General features: G+C 70.9%; 25 protein-coding genes and 1 rRNA gene. 17 read left to right on the top strand and 9 right to left on the bottom strand.

What is annotated here, in order from left to right:
- Window positions 1–94 (bottom strand): 16S ribosomal RNA (locus tag A7B18_RS19015); the annotation flags it as partial.
- Between the two features lie 408 nt (window positions 95–502).
- On the opposite strand from A7B18_RS19015, the gene prfB reads away from it, so the two are divergent.
- Window positions 503–1,598 (top strand): peptide chain release factor 2 gene (gene prfB, locus A7B18_RS19010; RefSeq protein WP_102128267.1). Its coding sequence is split into 2 segments (ribosomal slippage): window positions 503–547 and window positions 549–1,598, totalling 1,095 coding nucleotides; the frame shifts between segments, so codons are not numbered across the junction.
- A gap of 164 nt (window positions 1,599–1,762) precedes the next feature.
- Entirely contained in the window at window positions 1,763–2,716 is a 954-nt protein-coding gene (locus tag A7B18_RS19005; protein WP_102128266.1) for a serine/threonine-protein kinase, read from the top strand.
- A gap of 18 nt (window positions 2,717–2,734) precedes the next feature.
- On the opposite strand, the gene A7B18_RS19000 is transcribed toward A7B18_RS19005, so the two are convergent.
- Both A7B18_RS19000 and A7B18_RS18995 read right to left on the bottom strand, forming a co-directional pair.
- Complete coding sequence (locus tag A7B18_RS19000; RefSeq protein WP_102128265.1) at window positions 2,735–3,673, bottom strand: GNAT family N-acetyltransferase; 939 nt, start codon at window positions 3,671–3,673, stop codon at window positions 2,735–2,737.
- Window positions 3,670–4,173: a DinB family protein gene (locus A7B18_RS18995; protein WP_102128264.1), complete on the bottom strand. Its 504-nt coding sequence runs from the start codon at window positions 4,171–4,173 to the stop codon at window positions 3,670–3,672. The genes A7B18_RS19000 and A7B18_RS18995 overlap by 4 nt, the downstream gene beginning before the upstream one ends.
- Before the next feature lie 154 nt (window positions 4,174–4,327).
- On the opposite strand from A7B18_RS18995, the gene rpsF reads away from it, so the two are divergent.
- The 6 genes from rpsF (at window position 4,328) to A7B18_RS18965 (ending at window position 7,953) form a co-directional block, all read left to right on the top strand.
- Window positions 4,328–4,636: a 30S ribosomal protein S6 gene (rpsF, locus tag A7B18_RS18990; protein ID WP_102128263.1), complete on the top strand. Its 309-nt coding sequence runs from the start codon at window positions 4,328–4,330 to the stop codon at window positions 4,634–4,636.
- Between the two features lie 133 nt (window positions 4,637–4,769).
- Complete coding sequence (locus A7B18_RS18985; RefSeq protein WP_102128262.1) at window positions 4,770–5,678, top strand: single-stranded DNA-binding protein; 909 nt, start codon at window positions 4,770–4,772, stop codon at window positions 5,676–5,678.
- Window positions 5,679–5,713: 35 nt separating this feature from the next.
- Complete coding sequence (gene rpsR, locus A7B18_RS18980) at window positions 5,714–5,989, top strand: 30S ribosomal protein S18 (protein WP_102128261.1); 276 nt, start codon at window positions 5,714–5,716, stop codon at window positions 5,987–5,989.
- A 13-nt stretch (window positions 5,990–6,002) separates the two neighbouring features.
- Window positions 6,003–6,443 (top strand): 50S ribosomal protein L9, encoded by a 441-nt coding sequence (gene rplI / locus A7B18_RS18975; RefSeq protein WP_102128260.1) that lies wholly within the window; start codon window positions 6,003–6,005, stop codon window positions 6,441–6,443.
- A 94-nt stretch (window positions 6,444–6,537) separates the two neighbouring features.
- Complete coding sequence (locus A7B18_RS18970) at window positions 6,538–7,146, top strand: histidine phosphatase family protein (RefSeq protein WP_102128259.1); 609 nt, start codon at window positions 6,538–6,540, stop codon at window positions 7,144–7,146.
- A gap of 57 nt (window positions 7,147–7,203) precedes the next feature.
- The gene (locus tag A7B18_RS18965; protein WP_102128258.1) at window positions 7,204–7,953 is read left to right on the top strand and encodes a dienelactone hydrolase family protein; all 750 of its coding nucleotides are present in this window, start codon (window positions 7,204–7,206) and stop codon (window positions 7,951–7,953) included.
- Here A7B18_RS18965 and A7B18_RS18960 read toward each other — a convergent pair.
- Window positions 7,950–9,245 (bottom strand): amidohydrolase family protein, encoded by a 1,296-nt coding sequence (locus A7B18_RS18960; protein WP_102128257.1) that lies wholly within the window; start codon window positions 9,243–9,245, stop codon window positions 7,950–7,952. The two genes, A7B18_RS18965 and A7B18_RS18960, sit on opposite strands and share 4 nt — an antisense overlap.
- A gap of 45 nt (window positions 9,246–9,290) precedes the next feature.
- On the opposite strand from A7B18_RS18960, the gene A7B18_RS18955 reads away from it, so the two are divergent.
- From A7B18_RS18955 to A7B18_RS18945, 3 genes are all read left to right on the top strand, one after another.
- On the top strand, window positions 9,291–9,998 hold the full coding sequence (locus A7B18_RS18955; protein ID WP_102128256.1) for a helix-turn-helix domain-containing protein: 708 nt from the start codon (window positions 9,291–9,293) through the stop codon (window positions 9,996–9,998).
- Window positions 9,999–10,179: 181 nt separating this feature from the next.
- On the top strand, window positions 10,180–11,886 hold the full coding sequence (gene rny, locus A7B18_RS18950; protein ID WP_102128255.1) for a ribonuclease Y: 1,707 nt from the start codon (window positions 10,180–10,182) through the stop codon (window positions 11,884–11,886).
- 183 nt (window positions 11,887–12,069) lie between these two features.
- Window positions 12,070–12,933 carry a sulfurtransferase gene (locus A7B18_RS18945; protein ID WP_102128254.1) on the top strand — a complete coding sequence of 288 codons (864 nt, stop codon included), beginning with the start codon at window positions 12,070–12,072 and terminating at the stop codon, window positions 12,931–12,933.
- A 48-nt stretch (window positions 12,934–12,981) separates the two neighbouring features.
- Here A7B18_RS18945 and A7B18_RS18940 read toward each other — a convergent pair whose 3' ends face one another.
- The gene (locus tag A7B18_RS18940; RefSeq protein WP_102128253.1) at window positions 12,982–13,479 is read right to left on the bottom strand and encodes a thioredoxin-like domain-containing protein; all 498 of its coding nucleotides are present in this window, start codon (window positions 13,477–13,479) and stop codon (window positions 12,982–12,984) included.
- Between the two features lie 71 nt (window positions 13,480–13,550).
- Between A7B18_RS18940 and A7B18_RS18935 the strand changes: the two genes are divergently transcribed.
- A complete protein-coding gene (locus tag A7B18_RS18935) occupies window positions 13,551–14,126 on the top strand; it encodes a 3'-5' exonuclease (RefSeq protein ID WP_102128252.1) in 576 nt (191 codons plus the stop codon).
- A gap of 486 nt (window positions 14,127–14,612) precedes the next feature.
- Here the strand turns inward: A7B18_RS18935 and A7B18_RS18930 are convergent, their stop codons facing one another.
- Window positions 14,613–16,070, bottom strand: coding sequence for an MBL fold metallo-hydrolase (locus A7B18_RS18930; protein WP_102128251.1), 1,458 nt, complete (start codon window positions 16,068–16,070; stop codon window positions 14,613–14,615).
- A 79-nt stretch (window positions 16,071–16,149) separates the two neighbouring features.
- On the opposite strand from A7B18_RS18930, the gene A7B18_RS18925 reads away from it, so the two are divergent.
- The 3 genes from A7B18_RS18925 (at window position 16,150) to A7B18_RS18915 (ending at window position 18,869) form a co-directional block, all read left to right on the top strand.
- A complete protein-coding gene (locus A7B18_RS18925; RefSeq protein WP_102128250.1) occupies window positions 16,150–16,671 on the top strand; it encodes a universal stress protein in 522 nt (173 codons plus the stop codon).
- Entirely contained in the window at window positions 16,668–17,579 is a 912-nt protein-coding gene (locus A7B18_RS18920; RefSeq protein WP_102128249.1) for an L-lactate dehydrogenase, read from the top strand. Before A7B18_RS18925 ends, A7B18_RS18920 begins: the two co-directional genes overlap by 4 nt.
- A gap of 78 nt (window positions 17,580–17,657) precedes the next feature.
- Window positions 17,658–18,869, top strand: a complete 1,212-nt coding sequence (locus tag A7B18_RS18915) for an MFS transporter (protein ID WP_102128248.1) — start codon at window positions 17,658–17,660, stop codon at window positions 18,867–18,869.
- Window positions 18,870–18,905: 36 nt separating this feature from the next.
- On the opposite strand, the gene A7B18_RS18910 is transcribed toward A7B18_RS18915, so the two are convergent.
- The 3 genes from A7B18_RS18910 to A7B18_RS18900 are packed head-to-tail and all read right to left on the bottom strand — an operon-like array spanning window position 18,906 to window position 21,516.
- Window positions 18,906–19,955 carry an LptA/OstA family protein gene (locus A7B18_RS18910; RefSeq protein ID WP_102128247.1) on the bottom strand — a complete coding sequence of 350 codons (1,050 nt, stop codon included), beginning with the start codon at window positions 19,953–19,955 and terminating at the stop codon, window positions 18,906–18,908.
- Between the two features lie 11 nt (window positions 19,956–19,966).
- Window positions 19,967–20,854 (bottom strand): LptA/OstA family protein, encoded by an 888-nt coding sequence (locus A7B18_RS18905; protein WP_102128246.1) that lies wholly within the window; start codon window positions 20,852–20,854, stop codon window positions 19,967–19,969.
- Window positions 20,855–20,898: 44 nt separating this feature from the next.
- Window positions 20,899–21,516 (bottom strand): hypothetical protein, encoded by a 618-nt coding sequence (locus A7B18_RS18900; RefSeq protein ID WP_102128245.1) that lies wholly within the window; start codon window positions 21,514–21,516, stop codon window positions 20,899–20,901.
- A gap of 152 nt (window positions 21,517–21,668) precedes the next feature.
- Between A7B18_RS18900 and A7B18_RS18895 the strand changes: the two genes are divergently transcribed.
- The gene (locus A7B18_RS18895; protein ID WP_102128244.1) at window positions 21,669–22,439 is read left to right on the top strand and encodes a TatD family hydrolase; all 771 of its coding nucleotides are present in this window, start codon (window positions 21,669–21,671) and stop codon (window positions 22,437–22,439) included.
- 85 nt (window positions 22,440–22,524) lie between these two features.
- Complete coding sequence (locus A7B18_RS18890; RefSeq protein WP_102128243.1) at window positions 22,525–23,685, top strand: acyl-CoA dehydrogenase family protein; 1,161 nt, start codon at window positions 22,525–22,527, stop codon at window positions 23,683–23,685.
- Window positions 23,686–23,863: the final 178 nt, after the last annotated feature.

Below are 23,863 nucleotides of genomic sequence, written 5' to 3'. Positions count from 1 at the left end.
GCGCCACTCAGAGCCCGAAGACCCTGCGTTCGACTTGCATGTCTTAAGCACGCCGCCAGCGTTCACCCTGAGCCAGGATCAAACTCTCCATTGAGTCGTTCAGCACTGCCCTCGCGGGCACTGTTGACATGCTTGATCCAAGCTTGCGCTTGGCTTGTGGAGCCCGGAGGCTCCTCACGAGTCTGGAGACACCCGGGGGGATGTCCGCTCGTACCACCCTGTCGGGTGGCCCTGCTCTCGCTTCTCTTCACCTGTCATGCGTCCCGCCTCGCTTGAGGCTCAGAAAAGATACCCGCTCCCCTAGCAGTTGTCAACTCCCTGTTGAGGGGCGGGGGGATGCGTTCAGGCCGTCTTCGGCCAGGGTGCCCGGCGTTCGAGGCGTCTGTCCCGGCCTCTTCGAGAAGAGCGCGCTCCCGCCCGCGGGTCGGCTCACCTATACTCCGGAACGGCAACAAGCCCGCGCCCCGATCAACGGGAGACGCGCGGAAGGGAGGCACGCCCCATGCAGGAACTCTTGGAAAAACTGGCGTCGCTCCGGGAGTACCTTTGACATTCCCGGCAAGACGCGCAGGCTGAACGAACTCGACCGGGAACTCAGCGACCCCGCCCTGTGGAACAACACGGGCCGCGCGAGGCAGGTCACGCAGGAGGCCGGAACGTTGCGCCGGGTGGTGGACGGCTACCGGGGCCTTCAGTCGGACGCCGACGGGCTGGCCGAGATGCTGGAGATCGCCAGCGACGAGGAACGCGAGCTGCTCGCCGAAGAGCAGCAGAGCATCCAGACGCGGGTGGACGACCTCTACCGCGAGACGCTTTTCACGATGAAGCACGCCGAGACCCCGGCCATCGTGCGGGTGAAGAGCGGCGCGGGCGGCACCGAGTCGCAGGACTGGGCGGGGATGCTCACGCGGATGTACATGCGCTGGGCCGAGCGGCACGGCTACAAGGTCGAACTCGTCGATCAGCAGGACGGCGAGCAGGCGGGAGTGCTGGGCGCCGAGTTCATCATCCGGGGCGAAAAGGCCTTCGGCATGATGGCGCCAGAACACGGGGTCCACCGTCTGGTCCGGGTCTCGCCCTTCGACGCGAACAACCGCCGCCATACCTCGTTCGCCTCGGTGGACGTGGTGCCGGAGGTCCCCGAAGAAGAGATCAACATTCATATCCCCGACTCCGACCTGCGCCGGGACGTGTTCCGCTCGCAGGGCGCGGGCGGGCAGGGCGTGAACACCACTGACTCGGCGGTGCGCCTGACCCACCTGCCGACCGGCATCGCCGTGGCGTCGCAGCAGACCCGAAGCCAGATCAAGAACCACGAGATCGCCCTCCAGATCCTCAAGCAGCGCCTCTACGACATCGAGATGCGAAGGCGCGAGGAAGAGGAAGCCAAGGCGCGCGGCGAGCAGAAGAAGATCGAGTGGGGCTCGCAGATTCGCTCGTACGTCCTCGACAAGCAGTACGTCAAGGACCACCGCACGGGCGTCATGAAGCACAACCCCGACGAGGTGCTCGACGGCGACCTCGACGACCTGATGTGGGCGGGTCTGGAGTGGCTGGCCGGAAAGCGCGCCGTGGAAGAAGGCGGAGACGACGAGTAGGCGGCCCGTCCGCGAGGGTGGGTCAACTTATGGGGAGGGAGCCGGGGGCAGACGGCTCTCCCTCGCCCTTTCGAGGCGACGCGAACCCCGGAGGGGCGCACGGACGCACTCCCGACAGATTTACGTGACAACCCGTTCCTAGACTGCTGAGAAGGCCCTCCCCAATGACCTCCGACCTTCCCCTTCCCGGCTACACCCTCCTGCGCCCCCTGGGACGCGGGGACACCTCGCTCGTGTATCTCGCGCGGGACGACGGGGGGCGGGAGGTGGCCCTCAAGGTGCCGCACGAGCGTACCCTGAATGTCCGGGAAGCCGCCGAGCGCTTCGGCAACGAGGTCCGGCTGACCCTCCAGGTCCGGCACCCCCACGTCGTGCGGGGCTTCGCGGGCACGCCTTTCGGGCCGCACGCCTTTCTGACGGTGCGCTACTACCCGGAAGGCTCGCTGTGCGACGTGCTCAGGCGGCTCGCCCCGCGCCCCCTCCCCCTCGACGTGGCGCTGCGGGTGCTCGCGGACGTCGCCTCGGCCCTCACGTACCTGCATGGGCTGGGCGCCGTCCACCAGGACGTGAAGCGGCAAAACGTGTACTTCGAGGGGGGGCGGGCCGCCCTCGGTGACCTGGGAAGCGCGTACTTCACCGCGCAGGGGGGCAGGCCGAGCGGCAGCCCCTACTACATGGCGCCGGAGGTGTACCGGGGCGAGAGCGGCGGCGCATCGAGCGACATCTACAGCTTCGGCGTCCTCGCCTACGAACTGCTCGGCGGACGGCGACCTTTCGCGGGCGAGACCTACGAGGAGCTGATGGCCGCGCACCTCACCCGCTTCGCGCCGCCGCTCCTGTCCCTGCGCCCCGAGTTGCCGCCCGTGGTCGCCCGCCTCGGCGAACTCGCGCTCGCCAAACGCCCGGCGGACCGCCCGACCGCGGACGCGCTCCGCCGGGCCCTCCTCGCGGCCCTCGGGGAGGAAGCGGTGGGTGAGGGAGCCTCGGTCACCAGCGTCACGGCGCCCCTCCCGGCAAGGCAGGTGGGAAGGCACGCTCCGGTGGCCGTCACCACCGCAACCGAACAGGTGGACGGGGCAGACGCAGGCCGCTGGAATCCGTTCCGGCGCCGCAGGTAGGCAAGACCAAACTGTCTCCTACCGGAATGGACGGTGCAGCTCATATCGCCCGGGCCGCGCCCCGAAACCGAGCCGCGCGTTCACCCGGAGCATGGGCGCGTTCGTGCTGTGATTGTTCGTCCTCATCAGCGAGAAGCCCGCCTCCCGCGCCCGGCGGATGGCGTGCAGCTTGAGGGGCAGCGCCAGCCCCCGCCCGCGCGCCTGCGGATGCGTGGCGGTGAGTTCGTTGTAGACAAACTCCCGCCGAATTGGAATCATCGCCGTCGTGCCCAGCCACTCGCCCCCGGGCGACACGGCCAGGATGAGCCAGGCGGGGCGCCCGCCGTGGTCGAGGCGGAGCACCTCGCGCACCTGCTTCGAGGGCCAGCGCGGGTGCCCGGCGAGGTCGGGCGTCTCGGTGAGGCGGTCGGCCACGAAGCTCAGGTAGCGCTCCACCGCCCTCTCGTCCGCCCCCACGAGGTCGGTGAAGGTCACGCCCTGCTCCTCCACCCGGGCGAGGGCGGGAAGGTGCGGCGCCTCGTCAAAGCTCGTCAGGTTGAGTTCGGAGGCGAAGCGGTGGGCGTGGTTGCGAAAGCCCCGCCGCTCGGCCCAGGCCAGACTCTCCGGGTCACGGTCGTCCACGTCGGCGACCAGACCTTCGGCGTTGGCCTCTTGCGCGGCCTTCTCCAAGAGCACCCACAACGCGCGCCCCACGCCCTGCCCCCGCGCCTCCGGGTGAACGAGGACGCGGGCATGGAGGAAGCCCGGCGGGTCGAAGGGGAAGACATGGAGGTGGGCCAAAGCGCGTACCTCTCCGCCGACCTCGATCACCCAACGGCGGCTGAGCTGTGACGGGTCACGCCTCGTCTCCTGGGCCCGAAAATCCTCGACGGTCACCCTGTGGCCCAGCGCGAGGTTCGACAGGGCCACCCAGGCAGGCGCGTCCTCGTCGGTGAAGGGGCGCACGGCGAGAGTCACGTCCCGCCTCCCACCGCCTTCGTCATCTGCCGGATGCTGCCGAGGTGATAGGTGACGTGGGCGACAGCGCCCGTCAGCCCGCCGGTCGCGTCCCCATCCGCTTCCCTTGCAGCCTGGGTGCGGGCGAAGGCAATCAGTTCGTCGTAGGCCGTACGGACACGATCCCGCAGCGCCGCCCACTCCTCCTCGCCCACCTGCCCGGGGTGAAAGCTCCCCTTCCAGTCGAACGGCCCCCGGTCGCCGTCGCGCTCCCAGCGCACGATGACCTCCATGTGGAAGGCGGTGTGGCGGGCATGTCCGGCCATCGTCGAGCCGTGAACGTCCCGGCTGGCCTGCTCGGCACTGAGGGCGTCCAGGGTGGCGAGCAGCCCGTGATTCCCGCTCCCGTCGGCCTTCGTTCCGTCGAGGAAGGCGGTGCCCTGGCCGGGCGTTCCGCCCTCCACCGCCTCTTTCAGGATGTCGAGGATGCCCTCGGCCCAGTTCTGCGCGTCTTCGCTCATGCCCCAGCGTACCGGCGCGAGGGGAACAGCGGCATGGGCCGGGTGGCTCTGGCAACTCCCCCCGCACTCTGGTAGAGTTGCCAGTTGCGCCGCCCGGCGAGGCCCGCCCATGTGGCGAGCACTGCGCCGAGCGCGGCAGGAAGCGAGGTGAACCATGAACCAGTACGACCTGAACTTGATCCTGAACCCCAACCTCAGCGCCGAACAGCTCCAGACGGAGCGCGAGTACATCGAAACGGCGGTGAAGAACGCGGGCGCGGAGATCACGAACCTCGACGACGTGGGCAACCGCCGTCTCGCGTACGCCGTGGGCAAGGACCGCGAGGGCTATTACCTGATGTACACGATCCGCGCGGGCGGCAACCCCGAGCGCGACATCGCCACCAGCCTGCGCCTGCGCGACAACGTGCGCCGCATCCTGGTGGTCCGCGACCGCCCCGAGCAGCGCACCAAGAAGGCCTGAGGGCCCCCTCCCTCCCCCGTTACGCTGTTGACGTAAAAAACCGGGTTTGGTATCTTAAGGTCAACCCGCAAGGGCCAACCGCCAGCCACGTAGAAGCTCAAGTTATCTCGCCAGCTCCAAAGGAGACCCTGTTATGGCCCGAGGCATGAACCACGTTTACCTGATCGGCGCACTTGCCCGCGATCCCGAACTCCGCTACACGCCCAGCGGCGTGGCCGTCTTCGAGGCGACCGTTGCCGGGGAAGACCACGTGATCGGCAGTGACGGGCGCGAACGCAAGCTGCCCTGGTACCACCGCGTCTCCATCCTCGGCAAGCCCGCCGAGTGGCAGGCCGAGAAGGGCCTCAAGGGCGGCGACGCCCTGATGGTGGAGGGCTCGCTCGACTACTCCTCCTGGGACGCCCCGGAGGGCGGCAAACGCAGCGCCGTCAAGGTGAAGGCCCTGCGAATCGAGCAGCTCGGCAGCGCGCCCGAACTCGTGCAGGACGCGGGCGGCGGCGTGCGGATGGCGAGCGGGATGAACGAAGTGATGGTCATCGGGAACGTGACCCGCGACCCCGAACTGCGCTACACCCCCGCCGGAGACGCCGTGCTCGGGCTCGGCCTGGCCGTGAACGAGAGCTGGAATGACCGACAGGGGCAGAAGCAGGAAAAGACGCACTGGATCGACGTGACGCTGTGGCGCGACCTCGCCGAGAGCATGAAGGACCTGAAGAAGGGCGATCCCGTCCTGATTCAGGGAAGGCTCGTGAACGAGGCGTGGACCGACCGCGACGGCAACAAGCGCAACAGCACCAAAGTAGAGGCGACGCGAGTCGAAGCCCTGTCCCGAGGCGCGGGCATGACCGGCAGTCCCGCAGCCACCCCCGCCGCACCTCGCACCCAGACCGCGAGCAGCTCGGCGCGCCCCCAGCCTGCCGCCGCGTCTTCAAGTCGCGCGCAGCCGAGCCGGGCGGCGAACACGGGGACCCGTTCGGGGGGCTTGGATATTGACCAAGGTCTCGACGATTTCCCGCCGGAAGAAGAAGACCTGCCCTTCTGAGCCCCTCAGAGCGTGGCAGGCATTGAGGAACCCACATGACGCAGAGCAGCAACACGGAGCGCAAGCCCCGTCCCAAGGGGCCCAAGCGCCCCCGCAAGCCCAAGGTCGACCCGTTCTCGATTGGGGAACTGGAGATCACCGATTACAAGGACGTGAAGATGCTTCGCCGGTTCGTTTCCGACACCGGCAAGATCCTCCCCCGCCGCCGCACCGGCCTCTCGGCCAAGCACCAGCGCCGCATCTCGCAGACGATCAAGATCGCCCGCCAGCTCGCGCTGCTGCCCTACACCGAGAAGCTGGTCCGGAAGTAAGGAGGACCCTGATATGCAAGTGATCCTTCTCGAACCCGGTCGCCTGGGCAAGACCGGCGACGTGGTGACCGTTAAGCCCGGCTACGCCCGCAACTTCCTGATTCCCCGCGGGATGGCGTCCCCTGCCAACGCGGCGAACATGAGGACCCTGGAGGCCCAGGTCCGCGCCCGCCAGAAGCAGCAGGCGAAGGACAAGGCCCAGGCCGAGGACCTCGCCAGCCGTCTCAACGGCGTCGCCGTGGAACTCAGCGTCCGCGCGGGCGAGGGCAAGATCTACGGCGCCGTGACCCACGCCGACGTGGCGGGGGCCCTCGACCGCCTCGGCTTCGACGTGGACCGCCGCCGGATCGAGATGCCGAAGACCGTCAAGGAAGTCGGCGAGTACGACATCTCCTACCGCGCCCACCCCGAAGTCACGATTCCGCTCAAGCTCGTCGTGCACGGGCAGAAGTAAACGCAGTGACCACAGGCCCCGGCTTCGGCTGGGGCTTTTTCTTTTGGCTGCGCGTCGGCACAGTCCCGGGCAGACCCGTCTCCTACCCTGAACCATGCGCCGCCTGCTCGCCGCCCTGTCCCTGTTGCTCTCCCCTGCCGCGTTCGCGCAGACGGTCCCGGAGACGCTCAGCCCCGCCCTTCTCGCCGGGCTGCGGGCTGGGGGATGGGTTCTCTACTTCCGCCATTTCGACACGCAGGGGACAGACGCGGCGACGGTGGACCTCCGGGACTGCGCCACCCAGCGCAACCTCAGCGAGGCGGGGCGCGCGCATGCCCGCGAGGTCGGTCGGCTGCTCCGGGCGCTTCGCATCCCCATCGGTACCGTGCTCAGCGGCGAGTATTGCCGCAACCGCGAGAGCGCCGCGCTGCTCGCCGGGCGGGTGACCCCCACGCCAGCCCTCAACAACCCGTACTTTCGCAGCGGAACGGAGGCGGACCGGCAGGGGGTGACCGGAAATCTGCGTGCCTTGCTGAGGACACCGCCCCGCGCGGGCACGAACACGGTCATCGTCACGCACGAGCAGAACCTGCGCCTGACGACGGGCTGGATGCTGGGCGAGGGGGAGGCGGCGGTCCTGAGGCCCGCCCCGGACGGCTCGTTCCGGGTGCTCGCCCGGGTGACGCGGGAGGAGTGGGAGGCGGCGTTGGGACAGGGGCGCTGAGGTCTCTCACCGCCCCCGGCTTCCCGGCGGGGTACGGTAGGCGCGGAGGTCTCCAACATGCTCAAGCACACGCTGACGCTCTCGGTGCTGGCCCTCTCGTCCCTCGCGCTGGGGCAGGCGGGAGGCAACGCCGCCGTGCGGGGGCAGGACGTGAGCGTGACGAGCGGGGGGCGGGCGTACCAGAGCTATCTGGCCGCACCCGCTTCCGCCACACGCAAGCCCGCCGTGATCTTGCTGCACTCCTTCCGGGGGCTGGAGCAGGGGTACCGCGACCTCGTGGACGAGATGGCGGCGGCGGGCTTCGTGACGCTCGCCCTGGGCTGGCAGACCTTCGAGCAGGAACCGAGCGACGCGGCGGTAAAAACCCTCGTGCAGGACGGCATCAAGTACCTGGGCGCGCGGCAGGATGTGAACCCGGGCGCCGTGGGGCTGACCGGCTTCTGTGCGGGTGGGCGCTACACCATGCTGCTGCTCCCGCAGATCAGGGAGTTCAAGGCGGGCGTGGCGTGGTACGGCTTTCCCGACCAGGGCGGCACGGCGGCCAAGCCCCAGGCGCCCACCGCCCTCATCGGGCAACTGACGGCGCCCATGCTGATCATCCACGGGACGCGCGACCAGCCCAGCCCCATCGCGGGCATCTACACCTATGCCCGGCGGCTCGACGAGGCGAATAAGAACTTCAAGCTCAGCGTGTACCAGGGCGAGCCGCACGGCTTCCTGCTGCGTGAGAGTAAGGTCGCGGACACCTTCGCCAGCCGGGACGCCCGGCGGGACATGCTGAATTACTTCCGGGAACACCTGCGTTAGGGGCACTCGCCCCACACCCTGCCTGCGCGGACGACGGCCCGCAGGCGGCGCGTGGCGGTGACGTCGCGGGTGGGGTCGCCCTCGACGATCAGCGCGTCGGCGTGGGCGCCGGGACGCAAGACGCCCACCGTGGGCCCTTCACGTCCGGCCAGAAGACGGCCTGCCGTCCCCGTCGCCGCGCGCAGGGCCTCGGTCGGGCTGAAGCCTGCCAGGGTGACCAGGTGGGCGAGTTCGGCGTGCAGGCCCCCGCCGGGCAGGTTGTCCACGCCCGCCGGAGTGTCGGTTCCCGCGCCCACCCGTCCCCCAAGGTCGAGCACGCGGCGGGCCAGCGCGGCGGCCAGCCGGGCGTCCCAGTCGGCGGCGGGGCGACTCTTCGCCGTCGCGGTGTGAAGACCGTCCCACATGGCCCGCAGGCTGTCGGCGGCCTCTCCGGTCCGGCCCCCGTTCGGCAGCGCCCCCAGGTCGGCCCGCCGCACCTGCCGCAGCCCCTCGTGGACGCTCAGGGTGGGCACCAGCACCGCGCCTGCCTCCACCACGGCCCGCGCAAATCGGTCGAGGGTGGCCTCGTCCGGGAACTGCGTCTGCGGGTCGAAACCCAGCCGCCGGAAGGCGAGCGCGAAGCCGCTGGCGTGCTCCACGGTCCGGACACCCAGGCCGAGGGCCTCCAGGGCGTCCACCCGGGCCGCGCTCAGCCCCCGGGTCCAGCGGGTGCCCAGGTCCGTCATGACCGGCAGGCCGTGTTCCCGCGCCCGCCCCACCGCCGCGCCGTAGGCCTCCGGGGAAAGCTGCTCGTACAGCTTCACGGTGTCCACGCCCGCCGCCGCGAGGGCGTCCACCGCCCCCTCCGCCTCGCGCGCGTCCCGGACGATCCAGGCGCCCGCCCGCCGGTCCCCCACCTCCCCCAGCACCCCCTCGCCGAAGTGCCGGAAGATGCTCTCCGGGCCGTCCAGAATCGTGCCCGCCCCGGAGACACGCGGCCCTTCCGACGACGCCGCCAGCGCCCGCAGCTCGGCCAGCACCTCCAGATTGCTCCCCGCGTCGCGCACGCTGGTCACACCCGCCTCCGGGAACCAGCGCGCGTAGTGGGGCCGGGCGTGCACGTGCAGATCGACCAGCCCGGGGAGGATCGTGCCCCCCGGTCCGGTGTCGAGCACCCGTGCCCGGTCGGGAAGAGGCAGGCCCGCGCCCACGCCGAGCACCCGTCCCTCCCGCATCAGCACGGTCGCGTGCGGCCAGAGGGTCTCGCCGTCGAAGAGGCGTCCGGTCAGGGCCAGCGGGGGAGCGTCGGTCATGGGTTCAGCGTGCCGCACCGTCTACTCGCGGCGTAAGCTGAGGGTGTGAGTAGCGTCCTGAACGTCACCCACCCAGCCGCCGTCAGGCTCTTGACCCACGGGAGGGTGCGGCGGGTGCTGGGAGCCTTCCTCGCGGGGGAGGGCACGGTGGCGGGGGCGGCACGGACGACGGGGCTCGACCTCCGGACTGTTCACCGGGACGTGCGGGCCCTGTGCGCGGCGGGGTTGCTGGAGGTCGTGCGGGAGGTCAAACGCGCCGGGCGTCCGGTCAAGGTCTACCGCGCCGTGGCCCCGGCGTTCTTCGTGCCCTTCTCGGCGACGGGGGCGGCGGAGCTGACCGAGCTGGGAGGAGGTGTGGCCGCGCGTTACGAGGCGCTCTACCGCGTGGCCCAGGCGCGCGAGTTTGGTCGGGCGCACCGTGAGCAGGGCGGCGGGCGCGAGTGGGGGGTGCGGCTCTACCTCGCGCCGGAGGGGCATGTGGAGGTGGACATGAGCTACGAGGGCGCGGACCTCGTGGAGGCGGGGGTGCGTTACCAGGGTCCGAAGGGCCTCTTCCTGCACGCCGAGACGGTGGTCACCCTCACGGACGAGGAGGCGCGGGAGGTGCAGCTCGAACTCATCCGGCTGCTGATGCGGCTGCGGCCCCGCACGCTGGCCCACGAGCGGGCGGGCAGCGGACGGCCCCACCTCCTGCGGCTGGGGTGGGTGGGGATCACCCGTGAGGAGAGGGGCGGGCTGCTGGTCTCGCGCTAGGGGGCCGTCGCCCTGAGCGCCCCCCGGGGTGCTTGGAGCTAGACTGCGCTCAGGTGCCCGGGGAAAAGGGCCCGGCGCCGTCACAACACACCTTTTCCATTCATCTCTCAACACTTCACCGGGCGCGCTCCGCGAGGTTTGTGGAGGCGCCCCTCTCTCACCGAAAGGAGACGAGGCCACCATGACCTTGACGTCTGTCATTCTGGCGCTCCTGGTCGGACTGGCGGGGCTCTTGGCCGGGCAGGCGCGTGGGCGCCGGCGGCGCTTGGAGGTGGACGACCACCTCCAGCGCGAGGCCCAGGCCGAGGCCGAGCGCATCCAGGCCCAGGCCGACTCTGAAGCCCGGGGCCTGCGCGAGCAGGCCGAAGGAGTCCGGCGCCAGGCCGAGCAGGCCCGCCAAGACGCCATCCGCCGTCTTCAGGAAGCCGACGAACGCGAACGCCAGATCGCCCTCGGGCTCGAAGCCCAACGCGAGCAGATCGCCGCCCTGCGCCGCGGGTTCGAAGACGAACGCGCCCAGGCCAAGCAGGACACCGCGCGTGAGCGCGAGTCGCTCATGGCCGACCGCCAGGAGACCCGCCGCGAGCGCGACGAACTCAAACGCGAGATCGAACGCCTCAACCGCCGCGCCGAGCAGCTCGACGCCCGCGGCGACAAGCTCGACGCCCTCGAAGAGCGTCTGGAGGGCAAGCTGAGGGCCCTCTCCGACCAGGAGGCTGGCCTCGCCGAGCGCGAGCGGCAGGTCGAGCTGCGGCTCTACGAGGTGGCGAGGCTCTCCCCGGAGGCCGCCCGCGAGCAGATTCTCGGGCGTCTCGAGGCCGAGCTGGAGGAAGAAAAGGCCATCCGCGTGAAGGCGATGACTGAGCGCGCCACCGCCGACGCGAAACGCACCGCGCGCGAGGTGATCGCCCAGGCCATTCAGCGCAGCGCCTCCGAGACGAGCGCGCAGCTCAGCGTCTCCGTCGTGCCCATCCCCAACGACGCCATGAAGGGCCGCCTGATCGGGCGCGAGGGCCGCAACATCCGCGCCTTCGAGGCCCTGACCGGCGTGGACCTGATCATCGACGACACGCCCGAGGCCGTCATTCTGAGCAGCTTCAACCCGATCCGGCGCGAGGTCGCCCGGCACGTCCTCGACGCCCTCGTCGCCGACGGGCGCATCCACCCCACCCGCATCGAGGAGATGGTGCACAAGGCGCAAGACGAGATGAAGACCTTCATCCACGCCCAGGGCGAGGAGGCGGCCATCGAGGCGGGCGTCGTCGGCCTCAAGCCGGGGCTGGTGCAGCTTCTCGGGCGGATGTACTTCCGCACGAGCTACGGCCAGAACGTCCTCAAGCACTCGGTGCAGGTCGCGCACCTGACCGGGATCATGGCGGATGAGCTGGGGCTCGACGCCGCCCTCGCGCGCCGGGCGGGGCTGATGCACGACGTGGGCAAGAGCATCGACCGCGAGATCGAGGGCACCCACGTCGAGATCGGAATCAACCTCGCCCGGAGATTCGGCGAGCCCGCCGAGGTCATCGACGCCGTCGCGCATCACCACGACCCGGAGAACGGCGAAAGCCTCTACAGCGTGCTCGTCGCCGCCGCCGACGCGATCAGCGCGGCCCGACCCGGCGCGCGGCGGGAGGAACTCGAAGCCTACGTGCGGCGGCTGGAGCAACTGGAGCAGATCGCGGTCGCCTTCCCGGGCGTGCAGCAGGCCTACGCCATCCAGGCCGGGCGCGAGGTGCGCGTGATCGTCCAGCCCGAGAAAGTCAGCGACGCCCAGGCCACCCTGCTTGCCCGCGAGATCGCCGGGCGGGTCGAGCAGGACATGGAGTACCCCGGCCAGGTGCAGGTCACGGTCGTCCGCGAGAGCCGCGCGGTGGAGGTCGCCCGGTAGGGGAGGCAGCGGGAATGGGGGCGGTCACGCGGGGAGGCGGGCCGCCCTTTTCCTTTTTCCTTCGGGGAGCCCCCCAACCCACGCGCATAACTTGACGCCGGGTGCATAGGACGCTATTTTCTTGTCATCACCGCCCGGAAGGCGGCTTTTTTATTGCCCTCTCCCGCGGTGTAGCCTGCGGGCATGACGGCCCCCGAGTCTCCGCTCAAGTCCGCCGCCTGGCTGCTCGACCATTCGGACGATCCACGGCTCCGGGTCCTCGACTGCCGCTACGCCCTGACCGACCCCCTCGTCGGGCGCATCGCCTACCTTGAGGGACACGTTCCTGGAGCCGTGTACGCCGACCTGGAGACGGACCTGAGCGGGCCCGGGCAGCCGGACGGCTCGGGTGGACGGCATCCCCTTCCCGACCCTGGGGTGCTGGCGGCTTGGCTGGGCAATGTCGGGATCGGCAACGACAGCGTGGTGGTGGCCTACGACGACCCGAGCACCGGGCAGGGCTTCTACGCGGCGCGGGCATGGTGGCTGCTGCGCTGGCTGGGCCACCGTCAGGTCTATGTGCTCGACGGCGGGTGGCCCGCGTTCCTGGCGGCGGGCGGGGCGCCGACCACGGACGAGCCGACGCCTCATCCCTCGACCTTTGCGCCGGACGTGCGGTGGGAGATGGTCGCCCGCGCCGAGGACGTGGAGAACCGGGGGGCAGACACCCTCCTGATCGACTCGCGCGCCCCGGCCCGTTACCGGGGGGACGTGGAACCTCTCGACCGCAAGGCCGGGCACATCCCGGGGGCAGTCAACCGCGACTGGTCCGGGGCGCTGGGCGAGGAGGGGCGGTGGCGGGGCGGGGAGGCCCAGGCCGGGCGGCTGAACGCCGGGGACGCCCCCACCATCACCTACTGCGGCAGCGGGGTCAGCGCCACACCGAACCTGCTCGCCCGCGAACTTGCCGGGGTGCCCCTGGGGCCTCAGAACCGTCTGTACGCCGGGTCGTGGAGCGACTGGATCAGCGACGACGGACGAGAGGTGGCGACGGGAGAGGAGGCATAGCGAAGCGGCGGGGCAGCCTTTCTCGCACCCGCCGTTCTCTTCCAGCCCTCAGCGCGTGTTGCCGTACCCTCCCGAACACGCCGCGCCGCGCTCGGGAGCGGTCGGTCCCTGCTCGTACTTGTCGAGAAAGGCCTTCAGCCGCTCGTCGGTGGGGTTCTGCACCTGAAGCTGGGCGTTCCAGGCGCTCGCCACGACCGGGGCGGGGAGGCCCTCGTAGGGACTCAGGAGGGTGTAGGGGCGACCGTCCACCAACGTCTTGAGGGCCGCGACCCCCTCGGCGCCGAGGTCGGGGCGGTAGGTGATCCACACGGCGCCGTGTTCGAGGCTGTGGACGGCGTACTCGTTGTAGAGGGGCTGGGTGTACACCCCGCAGTTTTGCCAGATTGCGTTGTGGGCGCCGCCCGCCGGGGGATTTTCGGTGTAGACGAGCGACCCGGGGCGGTGGTCGCCGCCCTGGTACTCGAAGGTCTTGAGGCCCTCGATGTTCCCCCCACCGCAGGCGGCGAGGGTCAGGGGCAGCAGGGCGAGAAGGAACGTCCGTTTCATCAGGCCCCAGCTTAGGGCGAGAACGTGAAAAGCACGCCCTCCAGAACACGATTGGCGTGGAAGGCTGGGGCATGACCGAGCCTGCCTCCCCCCCGGCCCTCGCGGCCCTGACCCAGCCGATCATCTTCGTGGACACTGAGACGGGCGGGCGCGATCCCCTGCGCCATCCCCTGCTCACGGTCGGGCTGGTCACGCTGACCCCGCAGGGAGAGGTCACCCGGCCCCTGCACCTGCGCGTGCGCCACGAGCGGTACGACGTGGAGGAAGAGGCGATGTCGGTGAACGGCATCGACCTGGAGGCCCACCACGCCGCCGCGCAGCCGCCGGGGGAGGTCGCGCAGGCGGTGAGGCGCTACGCCGGGGAGGTCGGAAGGGTCATGCTGGGCGGGCACAACCTGCACTTCGACACCGGCTTCTTGCGGACGCTGCTGCCGGACCTGGGGGGCGTGTTCCGGCGGGGGCGGGTGGACACGAAGCTCAGCGCGCAGTTTCTGATTCACGCGGGGTTGCTGCCGAGGAAGGTGGGGACGCCGCTTGACCAGCTTGCCGGGCACTTCGGGTTCGAGTACCGGGCGCATGACGCGCTGGAGGATGCGGTGGTGACGGCCCGGGTGTACGCGGCGTTGTTGCGGTTGACGGCGCGGTGAGGGTGTGGGGGCAGGGTGACTTGATTCGGTTTGCCCCCACCCCCCAGCCCCCTACCCCCAGAGGGGGCAGGGGGAGCTTGTCGCCGCGCTGGGCAAGGGCACACGGGCGGCGCGGCTGGACGTTTTCTTCTGAACACAATGTTTGATCTTGTCGCCTCCCAGTCGCGGGCCCACCGTCTCGCTGCGCGAGCAAGGCGGGGTGGTGGGCCAGGAGCGTTCAATCACGACTACTTAGGGGCGTCCAGATTGATGTTTTGGAAAGCGCACAGGTTTCAGCTTCTTTTCTCCCCTCCCCTTGCGAGTGACTCGGAGAGCTGCGAAGCAGAGGGCCGGGGTGACTAGCAAAGCTGCGCAGCAGAGGGGGCGTATGACCAACGCCAACACCCTTTCCCCGCTCACCGCCCCATCTTTTGCTCCTCCCCCCTCGTGGGGGAGGCTGGGAGGGGGGGTATGTGACTGCCGCCAACCTCCTTTCCCCCCACCTGTCTACTCTCCCCCCACACCTTCCCGCACCTCTTCCCCGCCCGGGGTCACGCTCAGGGGACGGCCACCCGGAAAGGTGGTGGAGAGCAGGTCCACCTCCTCCCCGTCCGGCATCAGGTTGCCCGTCAGGCCGCGCCCGGCGAGGACGGGCACGAAAGCCTGCATGACGCGCTCCTCGCCGTGGACGAGCCAGACGCGGGGGGTGCCGGTGGTGCCCAGGAAGGCGAGGAGGTCGGTCTGGTCGGCGTGGGCGCTGAAGCCGCCGAGGGTGTGGATGCGGGCGCGCACGGGGATGTCCTCACCGAGGAGAGGGACGGTGGCCGCGCCCGACACGAGCTGGCCCCCCAGGGTGCCGGGGGGCTGGTAGCTCACGACGACGAGGCTGGTGCCGGGCTTCCACAGGTGGTGGCGGAGGTGGTGCCCAATGCGGCCCCCCGTCATCATGCCGTTGCCCGCCAGGATGATCGCGGGGCCGTCGTAGCGGTTCAGGCGCCTGGACTCCTCCCCGGTGAGGACCACGTGCAGGGTCGAGGGGCGGAAGGGGTCCTCGCCCCGGGCCACGGCCCCCCGCAGGGGCGGGATCAGCTCGTCCGCGAACCGGAAGTAGGCCTCGGTGGCGCGCGCCGCCATCGGCGAGTCGAGGAAGACCGGGACGCGGGGCACCTCGCCGGAATCCATCAGCCCGCGCAGGGTGTAGAGGATGACCTGGGCGCGCTCGATGGCGAAGCTGGGAATCAGGATCTTGCCGCCCGCGCGGACGCTCTGGCGCAGCGCCCCCGCGAACTCGGCGAGGGTGGCGGGCCGGGGGCGGTGGAGGTGCCCCGCGTAGGTGGTCTCGATCACCACCGCGTCGGCGGGGGGCGGCGGCGTGAAGTCGGGTTGCAGCCCGCCCCCCCGGTGACCGAGGTCGCCCGTCATGATCAAGCGCTCGCCTCCCGCCTCGATCAGCAGGTACGCGCTTCCCAGGATGTGCCCGGCCCGCTGCGGCGTGACCCTCAGCGGCCCGACCTGGACGCTCTGCCCGAAGTGCAGGGTGGGGCGCAGGAGGGCGAGGGCACGGTGAACGTCGTCCTCGTCGTAGAGGGGCTCTTCTCCTCCCGGCTCTCCCCCCTCCCGGCGGGCGCGGCGCACCTCCTGGCGGGAGGCCTCGACCTGGAGACGGGCGGAGTCGAGCAGGACCGTCTCGGCGAGCACCGCCGTCGGCGGGGTGCAGTACACGGGTCCCCGGTAGCCCCGGCGCACGAGCAGGGGCAGGCGCCCCACATGGTCGAGATGCGCGTGGGTCAGGATCACCGCGTCGAGGTCGCGCGGGTCGAAGCCGAAGTCCTCGCGGTTGCGGGCTTCGAGCGCCCCCTCGCCCTGGAAGAGCCCGCAGTCGATCAGCACCCGCCCGCCGCCCATGTGCAGCAGGTGCGCGCTCCCCGTGACGGTCAGGGCCGCCCCCAGACTCCGAAGGTGCATGGGGCAGTCTAGGGGCGGCCCACCTTCACCCGGTCTTCAGAAACGGGCGGAGGGGGCGGGGAGGGTGTACGGTCGGGGCATGACAGAACGCCTGATTTTCACGGCAGGGACGGGACCGGAGGCCACGGGGAGAGAGGAGCAGGCGGCGCCGGGCACCTCCGCCTCCTTTGGCCGCATCCTGGTCGGGATCGACTTCTCGCGGGCCTCGGAGCACGCGTTAGGGGTGGCGCGGACGCGCTTTCCGGGAGCGCAGTTCCGGCTGGCGCACGTGACCGACGCGCGGGTCACGGCGACGCCCGACCTGGGGGGCGGCCTGACCCCGGCGCTGCCCGACCCCGGCCTATTGCACACGCTGGAGGACACCGACGCGGGGCGCCTCGCGCGGATGCTGCGGGAAGGTGAGGACACCGCGCAGCTCGTGGGCGACCCGGTGACCGGGCTGCTGGAGGCCGCGCGGGAGTGGGGGGCCGACCTGATCGTGGTGGGCACCCACACGCGCGGGGCCATTGAGCAATTTTTCGTGGGCAGCACGGCGCAAAAGGTCGTGGCGCGCAGCCCGGTGCCGGTGCTCACCGTGCGGTTGCCGGGAGGCCGCGCGTGAAAGTCGGCGTGGTGGGCGCGGGGCTCGTCGGGGCGACCGCCGCCTACGCCCTCACGCTGCGGGGCTCGTGCAGCGACCTCGTTCTGGTGGACAAGGACGAGAAACGCGCCCAGGCCGAGGCGCAGGACATCGCTCACGCCGCGCCCGTCAGCCACGGCACCCGGGTCACGAGCGGCGGGTACGCGGCCCTCGCGGACTGCCGGGTCGTCGTGATCGCCGCCGGGGCGAACCAGCAGCCGGGGGAGAGCCGCCTCGACCTCCTGGACAAGAACGCCGCGATCTTCCGGGAGGTCGTCCCGCAGGTCGCGGGACACGCGCCGGAGGCTGTCCTCCTGATCGCCACCAACCCGGTAGACGCGCTCACCGACCTCGCCACCCGCCTCGCGCCGGGGCACGCGGTGCTGGGCTCGGGGACGGTGCTCGACTCGGCGCGCTTCCGGCACCTGATCGCGCAGCACGCCGGGGTGGACCCCACCCACGTCCACGGCTACGTCCTCGGCGAGCACGGCGACAGCGAGGTGCTGGCCTGGAGCACGGCCACGGTGGCGGGCCTGCCCGTGGAGGACTTCATGCGGGCGCGCGGGCTGGAGTGGACGGGGGAGGTGCGGGCCGCGATCGACGCGGGCACCCGCGACGCCGCCGCCGAGATCATCGAGGGCAAGCGCGCGACCTACTACGGCATCGGGGCGGCCCTGGCCCGCATCGCCGAAGCGATCCTGGGAGACCGCCGCTCCATCCTGACGGTGAGTGCCCCCACCGAGCCCTTCGGCGTGAGCCTGAGCGTGCCGCGCATCGTGGGCGCGCGGGGTGTGGAAGACACCCTGATCCCGCCCCTCCCGCCGGAGGAGCAGGGGGCGCTGGAGGCGAGCGCGGGGGTGCTGCGCGAGACGGGGGCGCGGCTGGGCTGAGGGCCCCATCCTTCCCGGAACAGGCCTCCCCGGGGCAGGCCCGGCAGGAGCAGGCGTCACCCCCGTACACTGGGACCGATGCCTGCTCCTCTGGCGGCTTTTCGCGGCGTGTATCAGGCCTACCCCCGGGGCTTCTGGGTGCTGTGGGTCGGCACGCTGATCAACCGCCTCGGCGAGTTCGTGGTGCCGCTGCTGGGCTTCTACCTCGCCGCCGAGCGGGGCCTGGGAGTAGCGCAGGTCAGCGTGGTCCTGAGCGTGCTGGGCGTGGGCCGCTTCGTGGCGGAGGCGTTCGGGGGCCGCCTCAGCGACCGGCTGGGCTCCAACTCGGTCATGGTGCTGGCGCTCGGCGGCGGGGCCGCCACGCTCGTCGCGCTGGCCTTCGCGTCGAGCTTCGGGGCGGTGATGCTCGGCGTGCTGGCCTTCTCGCTGCTGACGGGCATGTACAAGCCCGCCGCGAGCAGCGCCGTCGCCGCCCTCACCACGGGGGCCCAGCGCACCCGCGCGTACAACCTGCTGTACTGGGCGATCAACGTCGGGGTCTCGGTCGCGCCCGCGCTCGGCGGCTGGCTCTCGGGCATTTCCTTCCGGCTGCTGTTTTTCCTCGACGCGGCGACGATGGCCGCCTACGCCGCCCTGCTCGCGGTCCTCGGGGCGCGGGTCGGGGGCTCCCGAAAGGGGACCGACGCGCCCAGGACGGCCTGGTTGCCGCGCGACCGGCTGCTGTGGTCCTTTTGCCTGGCCTCGCTGCTGTTCGCGCTGACGTACCAGAGCTACAAGTTGCTCGCGCTCGTGTTCGCCGAGCAGGGTTTCACGGCGGCGCAGTACGGGCAGGCGCTCTCGGTCAACGGCCTCCTCGTCGTGGGTCTGGGGCTGCCGCTGGGGCACGCCATCTCGAAGGGCAACCACCCCCGCTGGCAGGCGGTGGGGGCGGCCCTGCTGGGGCTGGGCTTTCTGGGACACGCTTTCGCCCACACCTTCGCCGCCCATGTGCTGGCGGTGGCCGTGTGGACACTTGGGGAGATCGTCAGCTACTCCATCGGCAAGAGCATCGTCGCGGAGCTGGGCCGCCCGGAAGTGCGCGGAACGTACATCGGGATGGTGGGCAGCATGAGCGGGCTGGGCGCCCTGCTGGCCCCGCTGCTCGGCGGCTTCCTGCTCGTCCGCTTCGGGAACGCCGCGCTGTGGAGCGTGGTCGCCGGGCTGGCCTTCCTCGCCGCGCTCCTGTACCTGCGGCTGGAGGGGGCGGTCGTCACGCGGCGCACGCTCCACGGCGCCCAGCCCGCCGACTGACCACGGGGGCCGGGCGCTCGAAAGAGGCCCCCCGGCTCAGGGCGCGGGGGGAGTCGGGGTCGTGGGAGGGGGCGTTCCCGGCGGCGTGCCCGGACTGGTCGGGGGCGGGGACGTGGTGCCCGGCGTTCCCGGCTCCTCCTCGCCGTCCTGGAACTCGCCCGTGATCGTGCTGCCCGGCCCCGCGCGGGCCACCACCTCGTTGCGGTCGAGGTCGTACAGGAGTTCCTGGGCGCGCAGCACGTCGCGGCCCTGCACGCTTTCGGCGGGCTGCTCGGGCGTGCCGATCAATCGGGCGGTGTTCGCCGCGTCGTCGTACTCCACGCGGGCGGCCTTGCTCACGCGCCCGCCCTTGCTGTTCAGGACCACGTTGCCGACGAGGGTGGTCTGCTCCTCGTCCACGTCCACCTCGATGCGCTCGCTCTGGCCCGTCAGGGGGCCGTCGTCGGAGGGGCGGGTGAAGGCAATCGGGCCGTCGATGCGGGCGATGCCGTCGGTCTCGTCGTACACGAGCTTCTGGCCCTTGAGTTCGGTTCGGCCCTGGGTGACGAGCACGGTGTCGGGCGCGGGTCTGGGCGTGGCCTCGACGGCGCAGCGGCTCAGGCGGTCGGTCTTGCCGGGGGGCGGCTCGTCGAGGAAGCGGGCGGTCCCGGCGCTCGCCTCCACGCGACCGTCGCCGCCCTCGCCGTCCTCCCCCTGCCGCTGGGTGACGAGGGCCAGGGGCACGCGGATCACGTTCTTGTCGATGGTGATGCGCACGCCGCCCGGCCCCGTCTCGCTGAAGACGGCGAGGCTGGGCGCGTCCCCCGGTTCGTCGTCCTGCGGGCTGCAAATCGTGAACACGCCCGTTTCGTCGCTGCTCCCCGTGCGAACGATGCGGATGCGCCGCTCCTCGCCGTCGTCTCCCCTGCGCACGAGTTCGAGGCTGGCGTTCTCGGTCTCGGCGGCGGGTGGGGGAGCGTCGGCGGGAGGACTGCCCGGGGTGGTCGGTGCCGTGGCGGGCGGGGTCGCCGTTCCCTGCGCGAGCACCCACGCGGGGAGCCCGGCCCCCAGGGTGAGGGCCAGGGTCAGGGTCAGGAGCCGCCGCACGCCCGCCGCCCCTACTTCTCGCCGCGGAGCTGGAACTGCGCCGTGGGAATCTTGTACGCCGTGTTCAGGGCGCGCACGCGGGCGAGGTCGGTGCGCTGCTCCAGGGCGCCGCTCGCGGGAGCGCGCACGGTCGCCTTCGTCTTGCTGTCGGTGCTCACCGCGTTGCCGACCACGTAGGCGACGTTTTTCTTGTCGTCGTAGTACACGGCGTCCCCGGTCGTGGTCAGGGTGCCCTGCACGAGCCGCACGCCGCCGCGCACGTAGAGCGTCTTGGTGTTCGTGAGGGCCCGGACCTCCTGCCCGGTCATCACGAGTTCCTTTTGGTTGCCCTTCGCGGCGCGGGTGAGGCTGGGCGTGCCCGTGAGCTGGGCGAGTTCGCGGTCCTCGTCGAAGATGAGCCTGTCGGCCTTGCCGGTCTGGGTGCCGCTTTTCAATTGGACGTTCCCGGTGCTCGTGGAGACGTTGCTGTCCACGTCGAGGCTCATCTGTCCGGCGGAGATGTTCACGGGGTCGCCCTGCGTCCGGTCGGCGGGCAGGAAGGTCGCGCTCGGGCCGCCGCCCATCACGCCCTGTCCGGTCGCCTCGCTGTAGGCGAGCTGCCCGCCCTTGGCCGTGAGGCGCCCGCGCGTGACGACCACGTTGCCCGTGAAGTTCGAGGTCCGCTTCCCCTTCGCCTGGATCAGCGGCGTTCCGGCGGGCGCGGCGAGGGTCGCCTGGGAAGCCTGAATCTGGAGGGTGCTCACGGTGGCCTTGACCGGGCTGCCCGTGAAGGCCAGCGGCCCGTTGCGCAGGTCGCCGCGCGGCGCCCCCTGGATATTGATGATGCGGCTTTCGGGAGCGGCACTCTGGGCGAGCACGGTCGTGGCGGCCAGGGCGAGGGTGAGGGTCAGTTTGTTCAAGGGCGTTCTCCTGTCTGGACGGTTGCAGTTCAAGACGTTCCGGGTCAAGAAGGCGTGCTCAGCGGCACGCGCTTCCCGTTCTCGCAGGTTTCGGTGGCGCCCGGGTCCCAGCCGAGGGCGGAGTCCTCGCCGCTGTCCTCGACCTGAAAGTCGAAGCTCATGCGCAGCCGGGTCACGCGGCCCGTCAGCGAGGGCGAGTCCACCCGCGCCACCGGCGCGCTGAACCCCGAGCCCTGCTCGACCCGCACGGGCTGCGCCTGAGTGCCGCTGAGGTCGATGGTCGCACACTGCTGCACGAGGGTGATCCTGGCCTGACGGGTCAGCATGTTGTCCTGCGAATCGATGGTGAGGTCAGGCGCGGCGAGCGTCGCGTCGAGCACGAACTGGCCCGTCGGTTTGCCGTCCGGGCCGCGCTCGCGCAGCCAGCGCCCGCCGTCCGAGAGCCCCGCGAGGTGCGTCTCTCCCTTCAGGGGATCGCTGCCGACCTCGGCGGCCCGGAACCTCCACACGGCGTCCGCGTCGCGCGCCGGGTAGAGGGCCAGGGCCACGCCCTGAAGCCGCGCCCCCGTCTGCGCCCCGTCTGCGCCTCCCGACGGCAGGAACGCGAACACGAGCGCGAACACCGCGAGCGCGACGAGTCCGTAAAGCCCCGCTTTCAACACGCGGGCAATCTAGCGCGGGGGGGCGGTGAGAGAGATGGGCACGGGCTGACAGGTGTGAGGAGCGGCGGGGGGAGGCTGGGGGGACCCGCCCGACCCGCGTTCTCCCCCGCGGTCCACACTCCGCGCGCCACGGACCCTCTACCCTCTCCCCCATGATCGACACCCACTGTCACCTCGATTTCATGGGCGACCCGGCCTCCGCGCGGGGCGAACTCGGCCTGACCGGGATGGTGTGCATCGGCGCCAGCCGTGAGCACGCCCGCAACGCGGTGGCCCTCGCCGAGCGCTTCGGGGACGTGTGGGCCACCGTGGGCCTGCACCCCACCAGCACGGAGGAGGACGGCCCGGAAACCCGCGCCGAGATCGAGCGGCTCGCCCTTCACCCCCGCGTCGTCGGCATCGGGGAGAGCGGGCTGGACGACTACTGGGACGACACGCGGCGGGCGGCGCAAGTCGAGGCCTTGGAGTGGCAGCTCGACCTCGCGCGGCGGGTGGGCAAGCCCCTGGTCATCCACGTGCGCGACAAGGCCGGGGAGGACCGGGCGCAGCGCGGCGTGATCGACGTGCTCGCGGCCTGGCCGGATCAACCCGTCATCCTCCACTGCTTCAGCGGGCACCCGGGGCTGCTGGAGTTCGGGCTGGAGCGCGGCGCGTACTTCGGCTTCGCGGGAAACACGACGTACAAGAATGCGCGGGAGATCCAGGAGGCCGCCCGCGTTGTCCCCCTGAAGCGCCTGCTCGTGGAGACGGACGCGCCCTTCCTGGCGCCCGTGCCCAAGCGCGGCAAGCCCAACCGGCCCGGCTACGTGCGCCATACCCTCGACTTTATCGCCGGGCTGCGCGGCCTCGGCGCCGGGGAACTGGAGCAGGTCACGGACGACAACGCCCGCCGCGTGTACAACCTCCCCACGCCGACACCGTAGACTCGGTTCAACCACCGTCAAGCACACCTCCGGGAAGGGGCCGCCCCACTGACCACTTCCCACCCACCACCCACCGGAGCCCCCCATGATCGACGAATTCGCCGTCCAGGACCTCTTCCCCACCGACGAGAGACTCATCCGCGAGAGCGTGCGCGCCTTTTGCGACGCCGAGCTGATGCCCCACATCGGCGAGTGGTGGGACCGCGCCGAGCTGCCCGCGCGGGACGTGATGCGCCAGTTCGGGGAGATGGGGCTGCTGGGTCCCACGACGCCCGAGGAGTACGGCGGGGCGGGCGTGTCCTACAGCGCCTACGGGGCGATGATGTACGAGCTCGAAAGGGTGGACAGCGGCCTGCGCAGCGCGGCGAGCGTGCAGGGCAGCCTCGTCATGTACCCCATCTACACCTACGGCTCGGAGGAGCAGCGGCGTAAATACCTTCCCGGCCTCGCTTCCGGCGAACTGATCGGCTGCTTCGGCCTCACCGAGCCCGACGGCGGCTCCGACCCCGGCGCGATGCGGACCCGCGCCCGCCGGGACGGCAACGAGTACGTCCTCAGCGGCAACAAGATGTGGATCACCAACTCGCCGGTCGCCGACCTCGCCGTCGTATGGGCCAAGGACGACGACGGCGTGGTGCGCGGCTTCATCGTGCCGACGGACACGCCGGGCTTTCAGGCCCCCGCCCTCCACCGCAAGATGAGCCTGCGCGCCTCGGTCACCGGGGAGATCGTGCTGGAGGATTGCCGTATTCCCGCCGAGAACCTGCTGCCGGGGTCCAGCGGGCTCAAATCCCCCCTCTCCTGCCTGACCTCCGCCCGCTTCGGGATCGCGTGGGGGGCGATGGGGGCGCTGGAGGCGGTGCTCCAGACGGCGCTCGACTACACGGGCAGCCGCACCACCTTCGGCAAACCCATCGCGGGCCGTCAGCTCGTGCAGGACAAGCTCGTGCGGATGGCGACGGACCACACGACGGGGCTGCTCCTCGCGTGGCGGCTGGGGCAGCTCAAGGACGCGGGCCGGATGAACTTCGCCCAGGTCTCGGTGGCGAAGCGCAACAACGTGCGGGTGGCCCTGCAAGGCGCCCGTCTCGCCCGCGAGATGTTGGGGGGAAACGGGATCACGACCGAGTACCCGGTGATCCGCCACATGCTCAACCTGGAGACGGTGGACACCTACGAGGGCACCCACGACATCCACACGCTGATTGTGGGGCGGCACCTGACGGGGGTGGGAGCTTTGGAGTGAGGGAGGGAAAGCCGCACGTCTTTCTCAATCCATACGGCTCTGATGTCCCTTACTCAGAACTTGCACCTGAATAGGTAGCGAAAAAGCGCTCCCAGGGGCGAGAAAGAGGGTGTGTGGAACCTCAAGCTTCGCGGGGAGCGCGCTCGTATTTTGGCAGATGCGCTCCTCGCTGTCCCGA

Origin of the sequence: Deinococcus planocerae (assembly GCF_002869765.1) — a bacterium.
Taxonomy (GTDB): Bacteria; Deinococcota; Deinococci; order Deinococcales; family Deinococcaceae; genus Deinococcus; species Deinococcus planocerae.
The sequence above is the reverse complement of the archived record's forward strand: the minus strand, read 5'-3'. Positions and strand labels throughout refer to the sequence as shown.

What these genes read in the sequence shown, in the direction of transcription:
- A7B18_RS19005 (WP_102128266.1), top strand. Translation starts at nt 1,763, where the DNA reads ATGACCTCCGACCTTCCCCTTCCCGGCTACACCCTCCTGCGCCCCCTG.
- A7B18_RS18995 (WP_102128264.1), bottom strand. Translation starts at nt 4,173, where the DNA reads ATGAGCGAAGACGCGCAGAACTGGGCCGAGGGCATCCTCGACATCCTG.
- rpsF (WP_102128263.1), top strand. Translation starts at nt 4,328, where the DNA reads ATGAACCAGTACGACCTGAACTTGATCCTGAACCCCAACCTCAGCGCC.
- A7B18_RS18985 (WP_102128262.1), top strand. Translation starts at nt 4,770, where the DNA reads ATGGCCCGAGGCATGAACCACGTTTACCTGATCGGCGCACTTGCCCGC.
- rpsR (WP_102128261.1), top strand. Translation starts at nt 5,714, where the DNA reads ATGACGCAGAGCAGCAACACGGAGCGCAAGCCCCGTCCCAAGGGGCCC.
- rplI (WP_102128260.1), top strand. Translation starts at nt 6,003, where the DNA reads ATGCAAGTGATCCTTCTCGAACCCGGTCGCCTGGGCAAGACCGGCGAC.
- A7B18_RS18970 (WP_102128259.1), top strand. Translation starts at nt 6,538, where the DNA reads ATGCGCCGCCTGCTCGCCGCCCTGTCCCTGTTGCTCTCCCCTGCCGCG.
- A7B18_RS18965 (WP_102128258.1), top strand. Translation starts at nt 7,204, where the DNA reads ATGCTCAAGCACACGCTGACGCTCTCGGTGCTGGCCCTCTCGTCCCTC.
- A7B18_RS18960 (WP_102128257.1), bottom strand. Translation starts at nt 9,245, where the DNA reads ATGACCGACGCTCCCCCGCTGGCCCTGACCGGACGCCTCTTCGACGGC.
- rny (WP_102128255.1), top strand. Translation starts at nt 10,180, where the DNA reads ATGACCTTGACGTCTGTCATTCTGGCGCTCCTGGTCGGACTGGCGGGG.
- A7B18_RS18945 (WP_102128254.1), top strand. Translation starts at nt 12,070, where the DNA reads ATGACGGCCCCCGAGTCTCCGCTCAAGTCCGCCGCCTGGCTGCTCGAC.
- A7B18_RS18940 (WP_102128253.1), bottom strand. Translation starts at nt 13,479, where the DNA reads ATGAAACGGACGTTCCTTCTCGCCCTGCTGCCCCTGACCCTCGCCGCC.
- A7B18_RS18935 (WP_102128252.1), top strand. Translation starts at nt 13,551, where the DNA reads ATGACCGAGCCTGCCTCCCCCCCGGCCCTCGCGGCCCTGACCCAGCCG.
- A7B18_RS18930 (WP_102128251.1), bottom strand. Translation starts at nt 16,070, where the DNA reads ATGCACCTTCGGAGTCTGGGGGCGGCCCTGACCGTCACGGGGAGCGCG.
- A7B18_RS18925 (WP_102128250.1), top strand. Translation starts at nt 16,150, where the DNA reads ATGACAGAACGCCTGATTTTCACGGCAGGGACGGGACCGGAGGCCACG.
- A7B18_RS18915 (WP_102128248.1), top strand. Translation starts at nt 17,658, where the DNA reads ATGCCTGCTCCTCTGGCGGCTTTTCGCGGCGTGTATCAGGCCTACCCC.
- A7B18_RS18895 (WP_102128244.1), top strand. Translation starts at nt 21,669, where the DNA reads ATGATCGACACCCACTGTCACCTCGATTTCATGGGCGACCCGGCCTCC.
- A7B18_RS18890 (WP_102128243.1), top strand. Translation starts at nt 22,525, where the DNA reads ATGATCGACGAATTCGCCGTCCAGGACCTCTTCCCCACCGACGAGAGA.